The 20,627-nt window shown below is 74.8% G+C and carries 21 protein-coding genes; 8 read left to right on the top strand and 13 right to left on the bottom strand.

Annotated features, from left to right (window positions below):
• Window positions 1-14 precede the first annotated feature (14 nt).
• The 5 genes from ACZ4M3_RS17850 to ACZ4M3_RS17830 form a co-directional block, all read right to left on the bottom strand.
• Window positions 15-1,499, bottom strand: coding sequence for an aldehyde dehydrogenase family protein (locus ACZ4M3_RS17850; protein ID WP_467733598.1), 1,485 nt, complete (start codon window positions 1,497-1,499; stop codon window positions 15-17).
• Between the two features lie 172 nt (window positions 1,500-1,671).
• A complete protein-coding gene (locus tag ACZ4M3_RS17845; protein ID WP_467733596.1) occupies window positions 1,672-1,971 on the bottom strand; it encodes a hypothetical protein in 300 nt (99 codons plus the stop codon).
• Between the two features lie 63 nt (window positions 1,972-2,034).
• Window positions 2,035-2,718 carry a maleylpyruvate isomerase N-terminal domain-containing protein gene (locus ACZ4M3_RS17840; protein WP_467733594.1) on the bottom strand — a complete coding sequence of 228 codons (684 nt, stop codon included), beginning with the start codon at window positions 2,716-2,718 and terminating at the stop codon, window positions 2,035-2,037.
• Window positions 2,719-2,775: 57 nt separating this feature from the next.
• Window positions 2,776-3,507, bottom strand: coding sequence for a carbonic anhydrase (locus ACZ4M3_RS17835; RefSeq protein ID WP_467733592.1), 732 nt, complete (start codon window positions 3,505-3,507; stop codon window positions 2,776-2,778).
• A 459-nt stretch (window positions 3,508-3,966) separates the two neighbouring features.
• Complete coding sequence (locus ACZ4M3_RS17830; RefSeq protein ID WP_467733590.1) at window positions 3,967-4,584, bottom strand: TOPRIM nucleotidyl transferase/hydrolase domain-containing protein; 618 nt, start codon at window positions 4,582-4,584, stop codon at window positions 3,967-3,969.
• A gap of 132 nt (window positions 4,585-4,716) precedes the next feature.
• Here ACZ4M3_RS17830 and ACZ4M3_RS17825 point away from each other — a divergent pair, with 132 nt between their 5' ends.
• The gene (locus ACZ4M3_RS17825; protein WP_467733588.1) at window positions 4,717-5,409 is read left to right on the top strand and encodes a carbon-nitrogen hydrolase family protein; all 693 of its coding nucleotides are present in this window, start codon (window positions 4,717-4,719) and stop codon (window positions 5,407-5,409) included.
• A 65-nt stretch (window positions 5,410-5,474) separates the two neighbouring features.
• On the opposite strand, the gene nadE is transcribed toward ACZ4M3_RS17825, so the two are convergent.
• Genes nadE through ACZ4M3_RS17810 form a run of 3 tightly spaced genes read right to left on the bottom strand, consistent with a single transcriptional unit; the run spans window position 5,475 to window position 7,431 of the window.
• Window positions 5,475-6,305, bottom strand: coding sequence for an ammonia-dependent NAD(+) synthetase (gene nadE / locus ACZ4M3_RS17820; RefSeq protein ID WP_467733586.1), 831 nt, complete (start codon window positions 6,303-6,305; stop codon window positions 5,475-5,477).
• Window positions 6,302-6,613 carry a hypothetical protein gene (locus tag ACZ4M3_RS17815; RefSeq protein WP_467733584.1) on the bottom strand — a complete coding sequence of 104 codons (312 nt, stop codon included), beginning with the start codon at window positions 6,611-6,613 and terminating at the stop codon, window positions 6,302-6,304. The genes nadE and ACZ4M3_RS17815 overlap by 4 nt, the downstream gene beginning before the upstream one ends.
• Before the next feature lie 26 nt (window positions 6,614-6,639).
• On the bottom strand, window positions 6,640-7,431 hold the full coding sequence (locus ACZ4M3_RS17810) for an SDR family NAD(P)-dependent oxidoreductase (RefSeq protein WP_467733582.1): 792 nt from the start codon (window positions 7,429-7,431) through the stop codon (window positions 6,640-6,642).
• 143 nt (window positions 7,432-7,574) lie between these two features.
• Between ACZ4M3_RS17810 and ACZ4M3_RS17805 the strand changes: the two genes are divergently transcribed.
• A complete protein-coding gene (locus ACZ4M3_RS17805; RefSeq protein ID WP_467733581.1) occupies window positions 7,575-8,147 on the top strand; it encodes a TetR/AcrR family transcriptional regulator in 573 nt (190 codons plus the stop codon).
• A 69-nt stretch (window positions 8,148-8,216) separates the two neighbouring features.
• The gene (pip, locus tag ACZ4M3_RS17800; protein ID WP_467733579.1) at window positions 8,217-9,182 is read left to right on the top strand and encodes a prolyl aminopeptidase; all 966 of its coding nucleotides are present in this window, start codon (window positions 8,217-8,219) and stop codon (window positions 9,180-9,182) included.
• Window positions 9,183-9,230: 48 nt separating this feature from the next.
• On the opposite strand, the gene ACZ4M3_RS17795 is transcribed toward pip, so the two are convergent.
• Window positions 9,231-10,157, bottom strand: coding sequence for a hypothetical protein (locus ACZ4M3_RS17795; RefSeq protein ID WP_467733577.1), 927 nt, complete (start codon window positions 10,155-10,157; stop codon window positions 9,231-9,233).
• Between the two features lie 204 nt (window positions 10,158-10,361).
• Here ACZ4M3_RS17795 and ACZ4M3_RS17790 point away from each other — a divergent pair, with 204 nt between their 5' ends.
• Genes ACZ4M3_RS17790 through ACZ4M3_RS17780 form a run of 3 tightly spaced genes read left to right on the top strand, consistent with a single transcriptional unit; the run spans window position 10,362 to window position 13,903 of the window.
• Complete coding sequence (locus ACZ4M3_RS17790; protein ID WP_467733576.1) at window positions 10,362-11,561, top strand: lycopene cyclase family protein; 1,200 nt, start codon at window positions 10,362-10,364, stop codon at window positions 11,559-11,561.
• A 42-nt stretch (window positions 11,562-11,603) separates the two neighbouring features.
• Window positions 11,604-12,353 (top strand): class I SAM-dependent methyltransferase, encoded by a 750-nt coding sequence (locus ACZ4M3_RS17785; RefSeq protein WP_467733574.1) that lies wholly within the window; start codon window positions 11,604-11,606, stop codon window positions 12,351-12,353.
• Window positions 12,350-13,903 (top strand): FAD-dependent oxidoreductase, encoded by a 1,554-nt coding sequence (locus ACZ4M3_RS17780; protein WP_467733572.1) that lies wholly within the window; start codon window positions 12,350-12,352, stop codon window positions 13,901-13,903. The genes ACZ4M3_RS17785 and ACZ4M3_RS17780 overlap by 4 nt, the downstream gene beginning before the upstream one ends.
• A 19-nt stretch (window positions 13,904-13,922) precedes the next feature.
• On the opposite strand, the gene ACZ4M3_RS17775 is transcribed toward ACZ4M3_RS17780, so the two are convergent.
• Genes ACZ4M3_RS17775 through ACZ4M3_RS17760 form a run of 4 tightly spaced genes read right to left on the bottom strand, consistent with a single transcriptional unit; the run spans window position 13,923 to window position 18,599 of the window.
• Window positions 13,923-14,936, bottom strand: a complete 1,014-nt coding sequence (locus ACZ4M3_RS17775; RefSeq protein WP_467733570.1) for a DUF5914 domain-containing protein — start codon at window positions 14,934-14,936, stop codon at window positions 13,923-13,925.
• Window positions 14,933-15,937 carry a phytoene/squalene synthase family protein gene (locus tag ACZ4M3_RS17770; protein ID WP_467733568.1) on the bottom strand — a complete coding sequence of 335 codons (1,005 nt, stop codon included), beginning with the start codon at window positions 15,935-15,937 and terminating at the stop codon, window positions 14,933-14,935. Before ACZ4M3_RS17770 ends, ACZ4M3_RS17775 begins: the two co-directional genes overlap by 4 nt.
• Window positions 15,934-17,463 (bottom strand): phytoene desaturase family protein, encoded by a 1,530-nt coding sequence (gene crtI, locus ACZ4M3_RS17765; protein ID WP_467733566.1) that lies wholly within the window; start codon window positions 17,461-17,463, stop codon window positions 15,934-15,936. Before crtI ends, ACZ4M3_RS17770 begins: the two co-directional genes overlap by 4 nt.
• Window positions 17,460-18,599, bottom strand: a complete 1,140-nt coding sequence (locus tag ACZ4M3_RS17760) for a polyprenyl synthetase family protein (protein ID WP_467733564.1) — start codon at window positions 18,597-18,599, stop codon at window positions 17,460-17,462. The genes crtI and ACZ4M3_RS17760 overlap by 4 nt, the downstream gene beginning before the upstream one ends.
• Before the next feature lie 524 nt (window positions 18,600-19,123).
• Here ACZ4M3_RS17760 and ACZ4M3_RS17755 point away from each other — a divergent pair.
• Both ACZ4M3_RS17755 and ACZ4M3_RS17750 read left to right on the top strand, forming a co-directional pair.
• Window positions 19,124-19,546, top strand: coding sequence for a CBS domain-containing protein (locus ACZ4M3_RS17755; protein WP_467733562.1), 423 nt, complete (start codon window positions 19,124-19,126; stop codon window positions 19,544-19,546).
• An 82-nt stretch (window positions 19,547-19,628) separates the two neighbouring features.
• Window positions 19,629-20,501 (top strand): helix-turn-helix domain-containing protein, encoded by an 873-nt coding sequence (locus ACZ4M3_RS17750; RefSeq protein WP_467733561.1) that lies wholly within the window; start codon window positions 19,629-19,631, stop codon window positions 20,499-20,501.
• The last annotated feature ends 126 nt before the right edge of the window (window positions 20,502-20,627 follow it).

The raw sequence follows: 20,627 nt of genomic DNA, 5'->3' as shown, positions 1-20,627 counted from the left end.
CTCCTGCCCCCCCGTCAGCCCGCGAACCAGCGCACGGGGCGCGGAGCGAGGTTCTGGTACACGTGCTTGGTCTCCCGGTACTCGGCCAGCCCCGACGGGCCGAGCTCACGGCCGATGCCGGACTTCCCGAAGCCGCCCCACTCGGCCTGTGGCAGGTAGGGGTGGAAGTCGTTGATCCATACGGTGCCGTGGCGCAGCAGCCCGGCCACCCGGCGGGCGCGGCCCTGGTCCGCGGTCCAGACGCCGCCCGCGAGGCCGTACTCGGTGTCGTTGGCGAGGGCGACGGCCTCGTCCTCGGTGCGGAACGTCTCGACGGTCAGGACCGGCCCGAAGACCTCCTCGCGTACGACGCGCATCCGCCGGTTGCAGCGGTCGAGGACGGTCGGACGGTAGAAGTACCCGGGCCCCTCGGGGCGTTCGCCGCCGGCGCGCAGAACGGCTCCCTCGGCGAGCGCGGAGGCCACGTACGACTGCGTCCGGTCGAGCTGGGCCGCCGAGACCAGCGGGCCGCACTCGACCCCCGGGTCCGTGCCCCGGCCGAGTCGGATCTTCTCGGCGCGGCGGGCGAGTTCGGCGACGAACCGCTCGCGCAGCGGTTCTTCTACGATCAGCCGGGAGCCGGCCGAGCACACCTGGCCGCTGTGGATGAAGGCGGCGTTGAGGGCCTGGTCGACGGCGGTGTCGAAGCCCTCATCGGTGGCGCAGGCGTCGGCGAAGACGACGTTGGGGTTCTTGCCGCCGAGTTCGAGGGCGACCTTCTTCACGCTGTCGGCGGCCGCCCGCATGACCTTCGTGCCGCTGGCGAGGCCGCCGGTGAAGGAGACCAGGTCGACATCGGGGTGGGCGGCGAGGCGGGCGCCCACCGGATCGCCGGGGCCGGTGACCAGATTGGCGACTCCGGCGGGCAGGCCGGCCTCCACCAGCAGTTTGATCAGGGCCACCGTGGTCAGCGGGGTGAGCTCGCTCGGCTTGATGACGAAGGTGTTGCCCGCCGCCAGGGCCGGGGCGATCTTCCAGCTGGCCTGGAGCAGCGGATAGTTCCACGGGGTGATCAGGGCGCACACCCCGACCGGCTCGTGGACGACGACGCTGTGGATGCCGGGGGAGCCGGCGTCCACGACCCGGCCGGCGCCCTCCGCGGTGACGAGGTCCGCGAAGTAGCGGAAGGCGTCGCTGACGCAGTCCACGTCCACGCGGCCCTCTTCGAGCGTCTTGCCCGCGTCCCGGCTCTCCAGCAGGCCGATGTGCTCCCGGTCACGTTGGAGCAGGTCGGCGGTCCGGCGCAGCAGCGCCGCGCGTTCGGCGACCGGGGTGCGCGGCCACGGTCCGCCGTCGAAGGCGGCCCGGGCGGCGCTGACGGCCGCGTCCGTGTCGGCGGCGTCACCCTCGGCGACCACGGCGAGGACGGTGGCGTCCGCGGGGTCCAGGATCTCCCTGGTGGCCCCCGAGACCGCGGACCGCCAGGTCCCGGCTGTGTGAATCGTCTGTTGCTCCGACACGGCGCGCTGTACCTCCGGTTCCGGCACCGCGGCGGACCCACGGTGACCTGGGAATCCCCGCTCGTGCCCGGTGCCCCCGGAAGGCATGTCTCATCCGTGACTCAAGTGACTGGAGTCACGTGCTGACGACGGCGCGGACCGCGCGCTCGCCGCGCGGCCCGGCCTTCGTCGGTCAGCGCACCTGGATGCCCGCGCTGGTGGCCCGGCCCCCGCTGTAACAGGTGGCCGTGCTGGTGGTGCCCACCCGGTTCCACGTGGGGTCGTAGACGGTGTAGTCCTTCGCCAGGGTCCGGACACACTTGGTGTAGACCCGGAACTCACCGGTGCCGTTGGTGCACGTACCGGCGGCTGTGGTGCTGGAGTTGTACCAGGTGCGGCAGTCGTAGGCGTCCGCGGACGCCGGGCTCGCGCCGACGGCCACCAGGCCCGCTCCGAGAGCCGCCGAGACGATCAGAGAGACAACGCGCTTCATCCACGCCTCCGTTGGGGGAAGGATCCGGCCGCTGTCCACTATCGCCGCCGGGCGGCGGCCGGTTCAACCGAACAGGGGGAACCGGGCGGCGTCCGCGCCCAAGCGGTCCCGTTCGGCATCGGTCAACGGCGCGCGTCCGGTCGCCGCGCGCGCGTACGCGGCGTCGTCCCACGCCACCGGTACGGGGCGGCCGAGCAGCCCGTCCAGCGTCCGGCGCACCTGGCCGAGCCCCGCTGCCGAAGGGCCCGGCGCGTCGGGGAGGAACTCGACGAGGTCGAGGTGGTGGATTGTCGCCTCGACGGCCAGCGTGCGGATCAGGTCCCCCGCGCGCAGCACGTGGCCCTGGGTGACCACCGGCCGGTCGACCGCGGCACCGGCCGCGGCGTGCACCATCGCGCCCGCGGTCTCCGAATACAGCGCGCACAACTGCTCGACGTGCAGGAACATGCTGGCGACGACCCGGTTGAACCGCCGGCCGTTGGCCGCGCCCACCGGATTCGGGCCCCAGTCCTGCCAGTAGCTGACCGCGTCCCGGTCCGGCGCGCGTCCGGCGGGCGTGTGCAGCGCCACCAGGCCGCGTTGCGCGTCGGCCAGGCAGTGGAAGACCAGATCGCGCACCGACCAGCCGGCACAGCCGGTCGGCAGCCATGACCGCTCGTTCGTGACCGTCCTGACGACGGCGTCGAACGCACCGTAGGCCGCGCGCAACACCTCGGCCGGCGGCGGCACTTCCCTCTCGCGCGGCATGCCGCGAGAGTAGGTCGGCTGCCCCCGCACGGGCAACCACCGCCGGGTGCTGGCCGTTCAGGGCCGGCCCGAGAGGGCCTGCACCTTGCCGGTGTCGAGCGAGTAGTAGGCGCCGACCACGCCGAGGGCGCCCTTCCCGACGAGCGGGGCGAGGTCCTGGTTGGAGCGCAGGCCCGTCGCGGTCAGCGTGACCTGGGCGCGGGCCATGGTCTCGACCGGGTCGGTGCCGCCTTCCCGCACCGCCTGCGCGTAGGCGGGCTGCAAGGCCCGGACGATCGCCTGGAGGTTGCCGGGCAGCGGTTTGTCGTCACGAAGCGACTTGTACGCCGCCTCGACGGCGCCGCAGCGCTGATGCCCGAGGACCACGATCAGCGGAGTGCCACTGGTCATGGGCCCGTACTCGACGGAACCGGTGACCACCGGACCGATCGCCGCCCCGCCCGTGCGCATCACGTAGAGGTCGCCCAGCCCGGTGTCGAAGAGCAGCTCGGGCGGGACCCGGGAGTCGATGCAGGCGAGGACCGCCGCGTACGGCTCCTGCGACCGGGCCACCAGCTGACGCCGGTCCGGATCCCGGTCGGGATGCTGGAGGTCCCCGCTGACCCAGCGCTCGTTTCCTTCCATCAGCCTCGCGAACGCCGCGGCGGGCGTGGCCGGCCGCGCCGTCGCCGAGGCGCCGGCCGCCGGCGTGGCGCCGCTCCTCGACGCGCACCCCACGAGCCCGACCGTGGCGCCCGCGAGTACGCCGGCCAGCAGAGCCCTGCGGTCCGGCGGTCCTGCTGTGTCCATCGGTCGCTCCCCTCGATGCCGCCCGCACGCGCGCCACGTGCCTTGACCAGGGCAACTGTCCAACCGCGTGCGAACCCCCGGCGGCAGGCGCACGCGCGTGCGGGCGACTTCGCCCCCGACGGCCCACAGCGGGTCAGCTGATCGGCCGCCCGTCTCCGGCCCACCGTTCGGAAGAGGCCAAAGGGCCGCGAAGACGCCGGTCACGACCGAGCTGCCGATCATGACCATGCCCACACCGACGACGAAGAGGCCGCTGGAGTCGTCCGGGTGGACGTCGCGGTGCTGGTCCCAGCCCAGCCAGGCGGCCCACGGTGCCGTCGATTGGGCGGCCGGCACCGGGCTCGCCAACAGGGCGAGAATCCGGAGTCGTCCGCGCATGGCCCAGTGTTCGGGGCCGTCCCCGCACCGGTAGGGGCGCAAATACTCGGATCCACCCGGGTCCCCGCTCCGGGGCGGCGGTCACAGGCTCGTGAGGAGGTCGTCCAGCGGGGCCGGGATCCGGTCGGGGTCGAGGGCCTGGACCAGGAGGCCGCCGTAGCGGATCTTGCGGCCCTTCTTCGTGCCGAGGAAGCGCCGCAGCTGCTGGTGCCGGGGCCGACCGCGCTGCGCGGGCTGGCGCAGGAACGTCTGCAGGGCGCGCTCATCACCCTCGGCCCGGATGGTCTCCTCGACCCGCGCCGGGCCCAGCGCGCGGATGAGCTCGTCCTCCAGGTCCGCCACGCACACGAAGAAGCCCCGGTGCGGCGCGCGGGCCCGCCGCAGGCCGCGGTCGTAGAAGTCCTGCTCGCCCTCGTCGCACAGTCCCCGCAGGTTCAGGCCGAGGCCGGGCGGCCCGAGGAGCCCGGCGTACCGGCTGATACTCATCGCCCCGCCCATCGGCACGACGGACACCCCTTCGTCGGCCAGGCACCGCCCGCGCCGTGCGGCCAGCGCCTCGACGGACGCGAGGTCACTGCGCCCCTCCACCAGCACCGCCGTCCGCAGCCCCAGTCGGGCGGCCAGTTCACCCGCCGGTTCGCCGGGACCGCCGGCCGCCCAGTGGTCGACCGCCTCCCGGAACGCGCCCATGTCCGCCATGGGGCGAGTCTGCACCTCCAACGGCCGGGCCGACACGGAATATCCGGCGGCCGGCTCGACGCGGCGGCAAGCGGAGGGCCGCCGTTGCCTAGGGTGGGGGTGATGGGTAGGACTGGATCAGGGGAGTTGAGGGTGGAGCAGTCATTGAGCGTCGCGGTGGCGCAGCCGAGGTGTGCGGCACACGACGTGGCGGCCAACGCGGTGGCCCACGCCGAGGCCGTCCGGGCGGCGGACGCGCGGGTGGTGGTGTTCCCCGAGATGTCGCTGACGGGGTACGAGCTCGCGGCGGCGCCGGTTTCCCCCGACGACGACCGGCTGGCTCCGATCATCGCCGCCTGTGCCGGTACCGGGACGCTCGCGCTGGTCGGCGCACCCGTACCGGGTCCGCGCATCGGCGTCCTGGCCGTGGACGGAGCCGGTGCGCGCGTGGCGTACGGAAAGGTCCACCTGCACGGCAGCGAGTCCGCCCGTTTCGTGCCGGGCGAACCCGCCGTGATCGAAGTGGACGGGTGGCGGCTGGGGCTGGCCGTCTGTCGCGACACCGGCATTCCCGAGCATGCCGCGAAGACGGCCGCGCTCGGCATCGACGGCTACCTGGCCGGGGTCGTCCACGCCGGCCACGAGGCCGGGCTGCACGGCGAGCGCGCCCGCCGGGTCGCCGCGGACCACGGCGTGTGGGTCGCCACCGCGGCCTTCGCGGGCCCGACGGGTGGCGGGTTCGACCGTACGTCCGGCCGTTCGGGCATCTGGTCCGCCGACGGCGAGCTCCTCGCCGAGGCGGGCGCCGCCCCCGACGAGATCGCCCGGGCGGTCTTCACCAGGTGAGTCCCGGGCCGGCGCCACCGCCGTAGCCGCGTCGGCCGGCGCCACCCGGGGACCCTGGAACCGCACTACGGGGCGACGGGCAACTGCCGCTTGTGCTCGGTGAGCCGGTAGCGGCGCACGATGGTCTCGAAGGCCCGCCCGTCGACCGGCTTGCCCTCAAGGAAGTCGTCGATGTCGTCGTACGTGACTCCCAGCGCGTCCTCGTCGGCCTTGCCCGGGGCGAGGGTCTCCAGGTCGGCGGTCGGGACCTTCCACACCAGCTCGGCGGGGGCGCCCAGGGCGTCCGCGACGGCCCGCACCCGGCGCTTGGTCAGCCCGGTCAGCGGCACCACGTCGGCCGCGCCGTCGCCGAACTTGGTGAAGAAGCCGGAGACCGCCTCGGCCGCGTGGTCGGTGCCGACGACCAGACCCGCGTGGGCGCCGGCCACCGCGTACTGGGCGATCATGCGCTGGCGCGCCTTGATGTTGCCCTGGACGAAGTCCTGGTGGTGGGCGTCGCGGAAGCGCACGCCCGCGGAGACGGCCGCCGCCAGCGCGGCGTCGCTGGCGGGCTTCACGTCCACCGTCAGGACGTGGTCCGCCTTGATGAAGGAGAGCGCGAGCTGGGCGTCCCGCTCATCGGCCTGGACGCCGTACGGCAGCCGCATCGCGTAGAAGGCCGCCTCGTGGCCGGCGGCCCGGGCCCGCTCGACGGCGAGTTGGCACAGCCGCCCGCAGGTGGTGGAGTCGACGCCGCCGCTGATGCCGAGCACCAGGGCGCGCAGGCCGGTCGAGGTCAGCCGCTCCGCGAGGAAGGCCACCCGGCGCTCGATCTCCAGCTCGGCGTCGAAGGTCTCCGACACCTGGAGTTCCCGGGCGATCTGCTCCTGCAGGGCGATGGACGCCGACTCGCTCACGGCTGCTCCTCTTGGTCGATCATGGTCATGGTTCGCTGTCGGCCAACCCTACGGCCGCCGGGCCGGGCCGGCCAAAGCCGGGTACGGGGCGGAGCCGCGGCTCCGCCCCCAGGGCCGGCCATCCCCGGCCAGCCGGCGCTGATGGCCGTCAGGTGGGTGGCGCCGTCGCGCAGGGCGGTGACGCGGACCTGGCCCGCGGGGAAGGGGTCCCTCCCGTTCGGGCCCGGTACCTGCGCGAACGGCGCCCAGGAGCCGTCCGGCTCGCGCACGTCGTGCCAGATCCGCCCGTCGAGCCCGACCGCCACCACCTGGGCGCAGCCGTCCGGCGTCCCGCCTACCGGTGTGAGCGCTGGGCGTCGACGATCTGTCGCACGGAGCCGTCGATGTCCGTCCGGGCCTGGATCCGCTCGGCGAATCCGGGGAACTGCCCGGCGATGGCGCTCAGCAGCCGCAGCTCCAGCGGCGCCACGTTGACCTCGCACCGGTCGCGGTGGACGGCTCGGACCACGCCGTCGGCGACCTGGCCCGGGGTGACGGTCCTGATGCCCTTCGGCGGGGTGGCGCCGGTGGCCGCGAACATCCCGGCGTCGCGGACGAAGCCGGGCTGTACGAGGGACACGCCCACCCCCGTGCCCCTGAGTTCCTGGCGCAGGGCGAAGGCGAATCCGCGCAGCCCGAACTTCGTCGCGTTGTACAGGGACGTCGACTTGGTCGCCGCCTTGCCGGAAAGGGAACCGACCAGCACGATGTGACCGCGGCCGCGGGCCACCATGTGCGCCGCGAGCAGCCGGGACAGCAGGACGGGCGCGCGCAGGTTGACGTCCAGGGCGCGGTCGAGCTGGTCCTCGCTGTAGTCCAGCAGTTCGCCGCTGGCGGGCAGGGCGGCGTTCGCGACGAGGACGTCCGCCCCGGCGCAGGCCTCGGCGAGGCGGACGACGTCGGCCCGGACGGCGAGGTCGGCGACCACGGTGCGGGCGCCCCAGGCGTCGGCGGTGGCCTTGAGCGCTTCTTCGCGGCGCCCGCTGACCGTGAGCCGGGCCCCCTGCGAGGTCAGCCGCGCGGCCAGTGCGGAGCCGATGCCTCCGGTGGCCCCGGTGAGCAGAACGTTCGATCCCGATATGTCCACGACGACTCCCGTGCGGCGGCGGCCCTCTGCTGTTCGTTCGAACGAACAGTAGGGACTGCCCTGTCGGCTGTCCACACCCCCGGCACCCCAACTCCCCCGCCGGGCCCGGGTACTCGTGTCAGCCGATGGGGCAGAATGCCGACATGCCCCATGCTTCCGACACCCGCCAGCGCATCATCGACGCCGTACTGCGGATCATCGGGCAGGACGGCATCGCCGCCGTCACCAACCGGCGGATCGCCAAGGAGGCCGGCGTCTCCCTCGGTTCCGTCACCTACCACTTCGCCACCCAGCACGAGCTGCTGCGCGAAAGCCTGCTGCACTTCGTGGCGGAGGAGACCCGGCACTTCACGGAGCTCGCCGACGCCTGCACCGACGAGCGCTTCGACATCGGGCAGGCGGCCGAGGTGGTGGCCCAGGTCGCGGGCGGCAACGCCTTCGACAGCCGCCACATCGCCCCCTTCGAGCTGTACGTCCAGGCCGGCCGGGACGAGCGGCTGCGCGCCGCCGCGGCGGACTGCTTCGCCGCCTACGACCTGCTGGCCACCCGGATCCTGACCCAGCTCGGCGTGCCGGACCCCGAACGCCTGGCCGGCGTGGCCGTAGCCCTGGTCTTCGGCCAGCAACTCCGCCGCCTGGCCACCGGCGCCCCGGCCGCGGACCTCGTCGACACCCTGCTGATCCTGACGAAGTTCACCCCGCCGCAAGCCCCGTAGCCACCGAAGCTCAAGCGGGCCCGGCTGTGGTGTGAACAACGGTCACGGCCCCGCTAGGAGGAGTTCGTCATGGCCCAGCCGTTCCCGCCGGTCGAGCCGTCCGCCCACGGCTTCCTCGATGTCGGCGACGGCAACCGGATCTACTGGGAGACGAGCGGCAACCCCCGGGGAAAGGCGGCCCTGTGCGTACACGGCGGCCCCGGCAGCGGGGGACGCCGCGGCAGCCGCAGGATGTTCGACCCCCAGACGTACCGGATCGTCCTGTTCGACCAGCGCGGCTGCGGCGAGAGCCGGCCCCACGCGTCCGATCCGGCCGTCAGCCTCGAACACAACACGACCCACCACCTCGTCGCCGACATGGAGCGGCTGCGCGAGCACTTGGGCATCGAGCGCTGGCTCCTCTACGGCGGCTCCTGGGGCTCGACGCTGATCCTCGCGTACGCCCAGCGCCATCCCGAGCGGGTCTCCGAGATCGTCATCTCGGGCGTCACCATGACCAGGCCCGAGGAGATCGAGTGGCTCTACCGCGGCGTCGGGCGCCTGCTGCCCGGCGCCTGGGAGGCGTTCCGGGACGCGCTGCCGGAGGCGGACCGGGGCGGCGATCTCGTGGCCGCTTACGACCGGCTGATGAACAGCACCGACGAGGCGGTACGGATCGGGGCCGCGCGGAACTGGTGTGCCTGGGAGGACGCCGTCATCGCCCACGAGGCCCACGGCCGGCCCGGCGCGTACAGCGACAGACCCGGCGACGCGCTGATCGCCTTCGTCCGGATCTGCGCGCACTACTTCGCGCACCACGCCTGGCTCGAAGACGGCCAACTCCTGCGCGATGCGGGCCGACTGGCCGGGATCCCGGCGGTGCTGATCCACGGCCGGCTCGACCTGGGGAGCCCGCTGAAGACCGCGTGGGAGCTGGCCGGAGCCTGGCCCGACGCGGAGTTGCAGGTGATCGACGAGTCGGGCCATACGGGCAGCCCCGCGATGCACGACGCGATCCTTGAGGCGACGGGGCGGTTCGGCCGCAACGGGCGGTGACCGCGCCGCAGCGGGTCGGCTCCGCGACGCCTCGCGGCCACCGCCGGCTCAACCGGGCCCCGGCGGCGGGGTGGCGTCGGGGGTGGGAGTCGTGGTGTGGAGGCTGCGCTCCGCCAGGATGAGGGAGCGTTCGCGGACGCAGTCGGCGTGCACGACGACCTCGCCGGGATCGAGGCGGTCGATCGCGCTCTGCACGGCCGCCAGGGCGGGCTCGTACTGTCGCAGCCTGCGCAGCGCCCCCGCCTTGCGGAACAGCGCCTCCGGCCCCAGCAGGCCCTGCGCGAAGGCGGGGGTCTCCAGCAGCTCCAGCATCAGCGAGGCCTGGCGGGGAAGGTTCTCGCCGAGCCACAGGCCGTGCAGCAGCGCGTGGACCACCTTCTCCTCGTCGCCCGCCCTCGCCACCACGTCCGCCATCAGCTCCAGCCCCTCCGCCCGCGAGCGCCCGAGCAGGGCGAAGGCGTGCAGGGCGTCGGTGTACGGGTCCGCGTGCTCGCGCCCGGTCGGCGGCCCGGCGAAGAACTCCTCGATGGCGACGCAGCGGAAGTCGTACCGCAGCGTCGTCAGGAAGCAGTGCCACAGGGCCCGCCCGGACGCGGTGCCCGGATCCAGCGACGCCACGTACGCCTCGTCCAGGAACAGCAGGGCACTGGCTCCCTCGGCCCGCGCCCGCCACGCCAGGTCGCCCGTCACCCGGGCGGACTCGCGCCACGTCGCCCCTCCCCGCGCGAGCCATACCGCGGCCTCCCGCGTCCAGTCCCGGCCCGAGCCGATCTCCTCCGCCACCCGGGCGCGCACCATCACCCAGCCGCGCTCCCGCAGCCCCTCCGTGCCCTGTCCCAACGCGGACTCCACGGCGTCGGCCGCCCTCGGCAGCCGCCACAACCCGCCCGCCGCCCGCTCCGAGGCCGCCGTCCACCCCCGGGGCAGCGCCCCGATGGCCGCCTCCGCCGCCACGAGTCCCCGATGCCGCTCCACGTCCACCAGCCGCCTTCCTGAACCCGCCACACCCCGGCGCGCGTCTCCCGCCATCCACGGTGATACCCGAGCCCCGGCTCCGCTCGGGCCACGGCACGCAGAGCGGCCCCGCAGGAGGCCATACGGGCGAGCCGGCGCATCCGCAACGGCCGCACTCGGGGAAGGGAAGCAGGGCAGCGGTCACTGTGGAGCGGAGCGAAAGGGGTGGGTCGATTGGGCCGGGACGCGGACGTGGTGATCATCGGGGCGGGAGCCGCCGGCCTGAGCCTCGCCCTGCGCCTGACCGCCCCCGGCAGCTGGGTCACCGGTCCGCCCTCCGTGGTCCTCCTCGAAGCGGGCGCCGGCCCCCTGCGTGCGCCGGACCGGACCTGGTGCTTCTGGGAGGAAGGCCCGGGTGACCACGACCCGCTGCTGACCGGCCACTGGGACCGGCTGCGGGTGACCGGCGGCGACGGCCGCCCCGCCGAAACGGAACTCGGCCCGTGGCGGTACAAGATGCTGCGCTCCCCGCAGTTCGAGGCCGCCGCCGGCCGGACGCTGGCGGCCCGCGGCTGCCGACGCGGCCGACTGGACGTCGAGTCGGTACGGGACCGCCCGGGCGGCGCGGAGGTACGGGGGTACGACGCGGACGGGCGTGCGCAGACGTACCGCGCGCAGTGGGCCTTCGACTCGCGCCCGCTGCGCCCCCTGCCGCCCTCCCGCACCGCCCTGCTCCAGCACTTCAAGGGCTGGTTCGTCCACACCCCGGCTCCGGCGTTCGATCCGGCCTGCGCCCACCTCATGGACTTCCGGACGCCGCAGCCCGAGCCGGGCCTGTCCTTCGGCTACGTACTGCCCTTCAGCCGCACCGAAGCCCTGGTGGAGTACACGCAGTTCTCGCCGCGCGTGCTTCCCGAGGCGGCCTACGACAGGGAACTGCTGGCCTACTGCCGAGACGTCCTCGGCCTGCGCGCCTTCACGGTCGGCGGCACCGAGTCCGGCGTCATCCCCATGACCGACTCCCGCTATCCGCGCAGGCGCGGCCACTCCATCGTGCCCATCGGCGCGGCCGGCGGCGCGACCCGGCCCTCGACGGGCTACACCTTCGCCGCGATCCAGCGCCAGACCCGGGCCATCGACGCGGCGCTGCGCCACGGCCGCGACCCGGCCGTCCCCCGCCCGTACGGGGCCCGCCCGCTGGCCATGGACGCGGTGCTGCTGCGCGCCCTCGCGACCGGGCGGATGGACGGGGCACGCTTCTTCGCCGACCTCTTCCGGACGGTGCCGGCCGACCGGCTGCTGCGGTTCCTGGACGGTACGACGGCCTGGTGGGAGGACTTCCTGCTGGGCCTGCGCACCCCCGTGGCCCCCATGCTCGTGTCCCTGCTGGAACTGCCCCTGGTGCCACGGCGGACGCACTCCTGACCCGCCGCGGACGCTCCCACGGCTGCCCCCCGGAAGGAACCCATGCCACTCACGCGACCCCTGCCCCCGCTGCGCGACGACGACCTGGCCGCCGCCTTCGACCACGCCGCTTCGACCTACGACCTGCTGGTCGGCGCCCACCCCGGCTACCACAGCCAACTGCGCCGTTCCGCCCGCCGGCTCGGTGTCCGGTCGCTGCCCCCCGGCAGCCGGCTGCTCGACCTGGGCTGCGGAACGGGCGCCTCGACCGCCGCGCTGCTCGCCGCGGGCGCCCAGGGGTGCGAGATCACGGCGGTCGACGCCTCGGCCGGGATGCTGGAACGGGCCGCGGCGAAGCGGTGGCCGCACAACGTCTCCTTCGTCCACGCACCGGCGGACCGGTTGCCCGCCGCCGGAGCGGGCGGCCCCTTCGACGCGGTCTTCGCCGCCTACCTCTTCCGCAACGTCACCGACACCGACGGCGCGTTGGCGGCGGTCCTCGCGGCCATGGCCCCGGGCGGCCGCATCGCCGTGCACGAGTACACGCTGAGCGGCCGCGCGGTGCACCGGGCCGCCTGGAGCGCGGTGTGCCGGACAGTGGTGCTGCCGCTGGGCCGGGCGACGGGGGACGCGGCACTGTACGAGCACCTGTGGCGCAGCGTCGTCGCCTTCGACACGGCCCCGCGGTTCGCGGACCGGATGCGCCGCGCGGGGTTCACCGACGTACGGACCCTGCCGCTCGCCGGGTGGCAGGGCGGCATCACCCACACGTTCGTGGCGCGGGCCCCGGGACGCGGGAGGCCGACGGCATGACCTCCGAGAGCCGGGAGCGCCGCTACCCGGGCAAGGACCGGCGGGCGCGCGAAGTACCGGGGCGGCCGGGCCGGGAGCGGATCGCCGGACCCGCACCGCACGTCGCGGTGGTCGGCGGCGGCATCGCTGGGCTGGCCGCCGCGGTGCTGCTCGCGGAGCGCGGGGTCACGGTGACCGTTTTCGAGCGGGAGAACGGACTCGGCGGGCGACTGGCCGGGTGGCCGGTCCGGCTCGGCGACGGTGCGCGGGCCACGATGAGCCGCGGTTTCCACGCCTTCTTCCGCCAGTACTACAACCTGCGCGCGCTGCTCAGGCGTACGGATCCGGGCCTGCACGGTCTCGTAGGGCTGCCCGACTACCCGCTGCGGCACAGCGGCGGCGGCGAGGACGGCTTCGCCCGGGTACCGCGCACACCGCCGCTCAGCGCGCTGGGCTTCGTCGCCCGCAGTCCGTCCTTCGGCTGGCGCGACCTGACCCGGATGGACCCGCGCGCCGCGCTGCCGCTGCTGGACGTGGCCGTGCCCGAGGTCTACCGGCGGCTCGACGGGGTGAGCGCCGCCGAGTTCCTGGCCGCGATCCGGTTTCCGGAAGCCGCGCACCACCTCGCGTTCGAGGTGTTCTCCCGCAGCTTCTTCGCCGACCCGGCGCGGCTGTCGGCAGCCGAGCTGGTGCTGATGTTCCACATCTACTTCCTCGGCTCCAGCGAGGGCCTGCTCTTCGACGTACCGCGCGAGCCGTTCCCGCAGGCCCTGTGGGAGCCGCTGGGCCGTCACCTCGCCGTGCTGGGCGCCGACGTGCGCACGGCGACCGCCGTGGAGCAGGTCCGCCCCGCGGGGCCCGACGGCCACGAGGTGCGGGCGGCGGGCCGCGACGAACGCTTCGACGCGGTCGTCCTCGCCATGGACGTCCCCGGTCTGCGGCGGGTCGTGGCGGCCTCGCCCGGCCTCGGCGGCGAACAGTGGCGCGCCGACATCGCCGGGCTGCGCACCGCCCCGCCGTTCCTCGTCTCGCGACTGTGGCTGGACCGGCCGGTACGGCCGCAGCGCCCGGGCTTCCTGGGGACGAGCGGTTACGGGGACCTGGACAACGTCAGCGTCCTCGACCGCTGGGAAGGCGAGGCCCACCGGTGGGCGCTGCGTACCGGCGGCTCGGTCGTGGAACTGCACGCGTACGCCGTGGACCCGGCGCGGGATCGCGCGGAGGTGGAGCAACGGCTCGTGGAGCAGCTGCACGCCGTGTACGAGGAGACCCGGGGGGCGGGGACGGTCGACGTGCGGCACGAATGGCGCGAGGACTGCCCGCTGTTCGAGACCGGCGGCTACGCCTCCCGTCCCGGGGTCCGCACCCCCGATCCGCGGCTGGTGGTGGCGGGCGACATGGTCCGTACGGGGCTGCCGGTGGCGCTCATGGAGCGGGCGGCCACGAGCGGGTTCCTGGCCGCCAACGCCCTGCTGGAGCAGTGGGGGGTACGGGGCGAGACGCTGTGGACGGTGCCGGCCCGGGGGCGGTCCGCGACGATGCGGTCCCTCGCGCGGCTGGGCCGGGCCTGAAACGGTCCGCTCCCGGGCGTCAGCCGGGGAAGCGGCCCGTGCTGCGCAGGTGCCATCTGCGTTCCGCGTACGCCAGGTCGTCCTTCCAGAGCCGGCCCGCCGCCTGGCGCATGAGCGGCCGCAGCAGCGCCGCACCGGCCCGGGCGACGGCGAACCCGGGCCGCTCGGACGCGGCGATGACGGCCTCCGTCACCCTGGTCCTCGGCCGGCCGTCCCGCCCCGGCCCCAGCGGGGTCGCATGGGTTTCCACCACGGAGCCGCGCCCTTCGCCCTCGGTGATGCGCATGACGACGGTACGGGGCCCGGGGGCGGTGAACTCGGCGGTGACGGGGATGACGATCCGGCCGGCGAGGCGGAAGGACACCCGTACCACCAGGGCCTCGGCCGGTGCCGGCGCCGACGGGCCCGGCGCGTCCAGCACCCGGAGGTCGACGAAGGAGTAGGGGTGGAACCAGGCCCCGTGCCACGGGTCGAGACGGTTGGCGACGATGTCCTCGGGTTCGCAGGTCCCGGTGGCCCCGTAGACGGCGGCCACCGCGCGGGCCGGGCCGGGCCGCCGGGGTACGACGGGCCGGGGCGTGGGCTCCTCCCCGCCGTGCGCATCGAGCCGGACCCAGCACAGGACGCCGTCGTCGTGCGCCGGGTAGCCGGTCCAGCCGGCGAACGGGCCACCGTCCAGGGCCAGTCCGTGCCAGTGGCAGACGAGTGTCCCGCAGTGGACCCGGGCCTGCGCCAACGGGGCCCCCAGGTGGGGGCAGATGCCGGGGCCGGCCGCCAGCCGGCCCTGCCCGTCGCGCCACGCCACGATCTCCTCGCCGGCCACGGTGAACCCGTGCGGCCTGCCGGGCCCGATGCCGCAGGAGGCGCCCAGCACGTACCAGTTGCCCGACGGGCGGGCGAGCGCGCGCTCCAGCGACGCCCCGATGGCCCGTGGCGAGGCGGCGCGCCAGGTGGGCTCCTGGCGCTCCCAGGGGACGGGCGCCCGGCGCAGGCTGAGCGGGTAGCGGCTGCGGCGGGTGCGTTTCGGACTCACCGGGCTGTCTCCGTCACGTTCTCGGTCAGGTTCTGCGGCGCGGGCCGGCCGGCCTGCTGCGGGAAGCCGCCGGAGCGGCGCCGTCGGGCGGCGACGGCCCGTACCAGGCCCCGCCCCGCGACGGCCGCCCGGCGCCGCCGGGGGACCGTCGAGCGGCGGTGCACCGAGGCGTACCCGTCGCGGGCGACGGCGTCGAGGATGTCGCCGTACAGCACGAAAGCGGTGCGGATACAGGGCCGGCTCGTGGGGTGCAGCAGGCCGATGCCGGGTGCGGCCCGCGCGTAGACGCTCCTGGTGTGCGCGACCGCGGCCTTGAGCGCCTCGGTGATCCGGGGGTCAGCACGCCCCGTGCCGCGGCTCCACAGCAGCAGGTCGCGGTCCACGCCGTGCGCGCCGAGGAGGTCCAGCGGCAGGTAGACGCGGCCGCGGTCGAGGTCTTCGCCGACGTCCCGGATGAAGTTGGTCAGCTGGAACGCCTCGCCGAGCGCGGCGGCGTACGGCGCGGCCTCGTCCTGGGGGCCGACCGTGCCGAGGACGGGGAGCATCTGCAGGCCGATGACGGCGGCCGAGCCGTGCATGTACGCGCACAGGTGCCGCATCGTCGGATAGTGGGTGACGCTGAGGTCGCTGCGCATGGAGGCCAGGAAGTCGGTGAAGTGGGCGGCCGGGATGCGGTAGCGCGCCGCGGTGTCCGCCAGGGCGCGCACGACGGGGTCTTCGCTGCCACCGCCGCCCAGTACCGCCGTGAGCGAGGCGGTGAGGTCGTCCAGGAGCCGCGAGCGCTGCCCTTCAGCGGCGCCCCCGAGGTCGTCGACGATGTCGTCCGCCCACCGGGCGAAGCCGTAGAGGGCGTGGACGGCCGGGCGGCGCTCGGCGGGCAGCAGGCGCGTGGCGAGGAAGTACGTCTTGCCGTGGCGGGCGTTGAGGCGCCGGCAGGCGGCGTACGCGGCGCGCAGGTCCGGCTCGGTGATGCCGGCCGCGTCCAGTTCATGTCGGGTCACGCCGGAGCTCCGTTCTCGGTGGACCGGCCGCGGGGGAGCGGACGCCGGGTTTCCGCCGTGATGCGGGCGGCGGCGAGCTTCCCGGAGACGAGGACCGTGGGGACGCCGACACCGGGTGTCGTGCCGCAGCCGGCGATGACGGCATTGGAGGTGCCCCGCACGAGGTTGCGCGGGCGGAACGGGCCGGTCTGGGCGAAGGTGTGCGCGGCGGAGAAGGGGGTGCCGGCGGCGTGGCCCTGCGCGGTCCAGTCGGCCGGGGTGACCAGGACTTCCTCTTCGACGGCGGCTTCGAGACCGCTCAGGCCCCGGCGTTCGAGCACGGCGAGCAGCTCCCGGCGGTAGCGGGGTCCGAGCACGGCCCACTGGCCGGCCGAGGGCCCGACGTCGGTGTTCGGGCAGGGCGCCAGGACGTACAGGCCGTGCCGCCCGGCCGGGGCCAGCTGGGGGTCGGTGGCGGTGGGCCGGGTGACGAGGAGGGAAGGGTCGCTCATCAGCCGCCCGGTCCGCGTCAACTCGTGAAAGGTTTCCTTCCATTTCCGGCCGAAGAAGATCGAATGGTGGGCGAGCCCGGGCCAGCTGCGGTCGGTGCCCAGGTGCAGGACCACGGCCGAGGGCGAGTGCCGCAGCCGCACGGGCCGCCGCGGTGACGACCCGAGGAGCCGGTAGGTGACCGGCAGGTCGGGCGTGAGGACGACGGCGTCGCAGGCGATGCGCTGCCGGTCGGTGACGACGGCGGTGATCCGCTCGCCGCGCCGCTCCAGCCGCGTCACCTCCTGCCCGTAGAGCAGGGTGGCGCCCGCGTCGGCGGCGGACGCGGCCATGGCACGCGGCAGGGCGTGCATGCCTCCGGTGGGGAAGTAGACGCCGGCGACGGTGTCCATGTAGGCGATGACCGCGTAGGCGGCCAGCGCGCGGGCCGGCGGGACGCCCGCGTACAGGGCCTGGAAGGAGAAGACCCTGCGCAGCCGCTCGTCCTTGACGAAGCGTCCGATGGCGGGGTCCAGCCGGCCGAAGCCGCCCAGCGCCGCCAGGCGGACGAGGTCGGGGTGCAGCAGTTGCCGGGGCGAGTCGAAGTTCGTGTCGATGAACCGCTTCATCTGAGCCCGGTAGAGGTCCTGGAGCCAGTGGCGCAGGCGCCGGTAGCCCAGTGCCTCACGGCTCCCGGCGAACCGCTCGACCTCCGCTTCCATGGCCTCGGCGCCGGTGTGTACGTCCAGCGAGCTGCCGTCGGCGAAGGAGGCGCGGTAGGCGGGGTGCAGGGGGGTGAGCTCCAGCCGGTCGCCGAGCGCGTCGCCGACGGCTGCGAAAGCCTCTTCCAGCAGGTGGGGCATGGTCAGGACGGTGGGGCCGGTGTCGAAGCGGAAGCCGCCCCTGGTCAGGAGACCCGCCCTGCCCCCGGGTACCCGGGCGCGCTCCACGAGGGTCACCCGCCGCCCCGCGCCCAGCAGGTGCAGGGCGGCGGCGAGGCCGGCCAGGCCGGCGCCCACGACGACCACGTGGTCCGTACGCCCGGGGACCGTCCTCATCGGCCACCTCCGGCGCACCGGGCCGCGGCGGCCGGGGACGGTGACGGGGGCGGGGGCGAGGACGAGGGCAGCGGGCCGGGGGACGCCACATCCCGCAGGAGTCGTACGAGGGTGAGCGCGGCCGGGCCGCGGAGCTCCGCCCGGCCCGCGTGGCGCTCGGCGGTGGCGGCCAGCCGCCGGATCCGCCGTTCGACGCGGGCGACCGCCCCGGTGCCCCGGAGGACCTCCCTGACCTCGGCCAGGCCGGCTTCGGTGAGGGACCGGTCGCCCAGGGACCGGTCGAGGAGGCGCAGCGCACGCGGGTCCGGGCGGGCGGCGGCGAGGGACCGGGCCAGCGCCACCAGGTAGGTGTTCTTGCCCGCCCGGACGTCGTCGCCCGCCGGCTTCCCGGTGACCTCGGGGTCGCCGAACACCCCGAGCAGGTCGTCGCGGAGCTGGAAGGCGACCCCGGCGCAGCGCCCGGCGGCGCCCAGCGCCGCCACCGTGGCGCCGCCCGCCCCGGCCATGGCGGCGCCCAGGACCATCGGCCGCTCCACCGTGTACCGGGCCGTCTTCAGACAGGCGGTGCGCAGCGCCAGCACGGTGGAACGGGTGCCGGTGGCCTGGGTGTACAGGTCCAGGTACTGTCCGGCCACCATCTCGGTACGCATCAGCCGCCATATCTCCAGCACCGGGTCCCGTGCCGCATCCGGCAGACCGGCCGCGGCCACGAGGTCGTCGGCCCATACGAGGGCCAGGTCCCCGGCGAGGACGGCGGCGGAGGCGGCGAAGGCTCCGGGCTCCCCGCACCCGTCGGCGTACTGCGCTTCGAGCTGTGCGTGGAAGGACGGGCCGCCCCGGCGCAGCGCGGACCGGTCCATCACGTCGTCGTGGACGAGGGCGCAGGTCTGGATCAGCTCCAGGGCCGCGGCGACGCGCAGCAGGGCCGGGGTCAGGGCCTCGCCGGCCCCGCAGGCGCGGGCGGCCCACCAGAGGAACCTCGACCGGTTGCGGCGCCCGCCCCGCAGGGTGAAGGCGGCGAGGCGGTCCGCCACGTCGGAGGCGAAGACGGAGTCGAGCGCGCGGGCCCCGACCCGCAGCTCGTCCAGGACGGCTGCGAGCTCCTGGCGCACCGCCGCGGCCACGTCTGCGTCCACCCGCGCGCACCCGGGACCGGTCGACCCGGCCCGTGCCGCGGCCTGGGCGTGTTCGAGAACGGCCTTCGGAATCAATTGCGGTCCTCCGTCGGATGGGCGACTGCGCTCTCGGTGGTTCGGCGGCCGGTGAACCTTCGGATGCACGCGCGCGCACCGAATCCTGTCGCCGTGGCCGTGATCCACCTCTGTCCTTCCCCGCCCTGCGCGCGCCGGACGTCGTTTCCCCCCGGACGGCCCAAGCGATGCGGTGCTGCCCCGGCCTCGCCCGTAGATCCCCGACGGGCCCGTTCCACCCGCTCCGGCGGCACCCTCCCGCCGCACCCCCCGGCAGACGCCGCACCCTCCGGCAGCCGGCCGCGGCAGCCGGGGGACAGCCGTGAGCAGCCGACGGGCAGCCGTGAGCAGCGGCGGCTCCGGCCGATCGGGCGCCCCGGAACCGCCGCAGGCCTACCGGGGCGTACTGCTCGCCAGGAGGGGTAGGCGCCCGGCAACAGCCGCAACCGCTTCCAGCAGCGGGAGGAGCCATGACCCGACGAGTCCACGAGGTGATGACCGAGAAGCCGGTGACCGTCGAAAAAAGCACCTCACTGGCAGAGGCCGCGCGCGTGATGCGCGACGCCGACATCGGGGACGTCCTGGTCGTCGACGAAGGCCGGCTGCGCGGCATCCTGACCGACCGGGACCTCGTCATCCGCGCCATGGCCGAGGGCCGGGATCCCGCCGAGACGACGGTGCAGGCGGTCTGCAGCACCGAGATGATCACCGTCGAGCCCGACGACGGCGTCGACCAGGCCAGCGACCTCATGCGCCGGCACGCACTGCGGCGCCTGCCCGTACAGACGGCGGACGGGAGACTCGTCGGCGTCGTCACCCTCGGCGACCTGGAGGTGGAACGCGACCCGGGGTCGGCCTTCGCCGCGATCTCGGCCGCGGAACCGGACACCTGAGGTACCGCCTGCCGGTCCGGCGGAGCCGGCGCCCCGGCCCCTCCTTAGGATGCTGTCGTATCGGCGCGGGAGGGGGCGGCGTATGCCGGGGGGCGCGAGCACGGGCCGGGCCGGTCCGGGGGTCGAGATGACGCGGGTGGGCGCCCGGTGGCGGGTGACCCGCCCGTGGCCGCCGCACTTGCGGCCGATCGTGCACAGCTACGCCGGCTACTGGGAGGCGGCGGCCTCGCCCTACCGGGTGCGGCTGGTCCCCACGGGCCGAGCCGTCGTGGTGATCAGCCTCGGCGAACCGTTCGCGCACATCAGCAGACTGGACGGCACGGCACCCCACAGTCAGGTGACCGGCTCGCTGGTGGCCGGTCTGGAGGACGGCCCCCGGGACTGTGACCATCCCGGTGGCCAGGAGGCCATCCGGCTGGAGCTGACCCCATTGGGTGCCTACCGGCTGTTCGCCGTGCCGATGAGCGAGCTGACCAACAGGGTGGTCCAGCTCGGTGACGTCCTCGGCCCCGAGGCCGGAATGCTGGTGGAGCAATTGGCGGCCACCGGCGACTGGGCGGCCCGCTTCGACCTGCTGGACCTCGCGCTGACCGCCCGGCTCGAACGCGGCCCCCGTCCCGCGCCCGAGGTGGCCCACGCCTGGCGACTGCTGTCCCACGCCGGCGGGGCGATCCCGGTGAGCCGGATCGCGGCCGAAGTGGGCTGGAGCCAGAGCTACCTGGTGCGCCGCTTCACCGAGCAGGTGGGCCTGACGCCCAAGACGTCCGCCCGCGTACTGCGCTTCCACCGGGCCATGAGGCTGCTCACCCGCGAGGGCGCGCACCTCACGGAGGCGACGGCCGCCTGTGGCTTCTACGACCAGGCGCACCTGAACCGCGAGTTCCGCGCGCTGGCCGGCACCACCCCCGGCCGGCTGGCGACGGCCCGAGTGGCGGAGGGAGCCCTCGCGCTCTGACGGCCGAGGTCAGATTTGTCCAAGCCAGGCCGTCCGCACGCCGATAGTGTCGCCGCTCGTAGTCGATCAGGCACCTGCGTACCTGGACCGCCTCCGCCGGGACGAAGCCTTCCCCGACCGGCGGCC

It is taken from the genome of Streptomyces sp. NPDC026522, assembly GCF_055567555.1.
This window is presented reverse-complemented; position numbering and strand designations above follow the sequence as displayed.

Excerpts from the sequence above, each read along its gene's own strand:
- ACZ4M3_RS17755 (WP_467733562.1), top strand. The coding sequence starts at position 19,124 with ATGACCCGACGAGTCCACGAGGTGATGACCGAGAAGCCGGTGACCGTC.
- ACZ4M3_RS17805 (WP_467733581.1), top strand. The coding sequence starts at position 7,575 with ATGCCCCATGCTTCCGACACCCGCCAGCGCATCATCGACGCCGTACTG.
- ACZ4M3_RS17845 (WP_467733596.1), bottom strand. The coding sequence starts at position 1,971 with ATGAAGCGCGTTGTCTCTCTGATCGTCTCGGCGGCTCTCGGAGCGGGC.
- ACZ4M3_RS17830 (WP_467733590.1), bottom strand. The coding sequence starts at position 4,584 with ATGGCGGACATGGGCGCGTTCCGGGAGGCGGTCGACCACTGGGCGGCC.
- ACZ4M3_RS17780 (WP_467733572.1), top strand. The coding sequence starts at position 12,350 with ATGACCTCCGAGAGCCGGGAGCGCCGCTACCCGGGCAAGGACCGGCGG.
- ACZ4M3_RS17750 (WP_467733561.1), top strand. The coding sequence starts at position 19,629 with ATGCCGGGGGGCGCGAGCACGGGCCGGGCCGGTCCGGGGGTCGAGATG.
- pip (WP_467733579.1), top strand. The coding sequence starts at position 8,217 with ATGGCCCAGCCGTTCCCGCCGGTCGAGCCGTCCGCCCACGGCTTCCTC.
- ACZ4M3_RS17840 (WP_467733594.1), bottom strand. The coding sequence starts at position 2,718 with ATGCCGCGCGAGAGGGAAGTGCCGCCGCCGGCCGAGGTGTTGCGCGCG.
- crtI (WP_467733566.1), bottom strand. The coding sequence starts at position 17,463 with ATGAGGACGGTCCCCGGGCGTACGGACCACGTGGTCGTCGTGGGCGCC.
- ACZ4M3_RS17835 (WP_467733592.1), bottom strand. The coding sequence starts at position 3,507 with ATGGACACAGCAGGACCGCCGGACCGCAGGGCTCTGCTGGCCGGCGTA.
- ACZ4M3_RS17785 (WP_467733574.1), top strand. The coding sequence starts at position 11,604 with ATGCCACTCACGCGACCCCTGCCCCCGCTGCGCGACGACGACCTGGCC.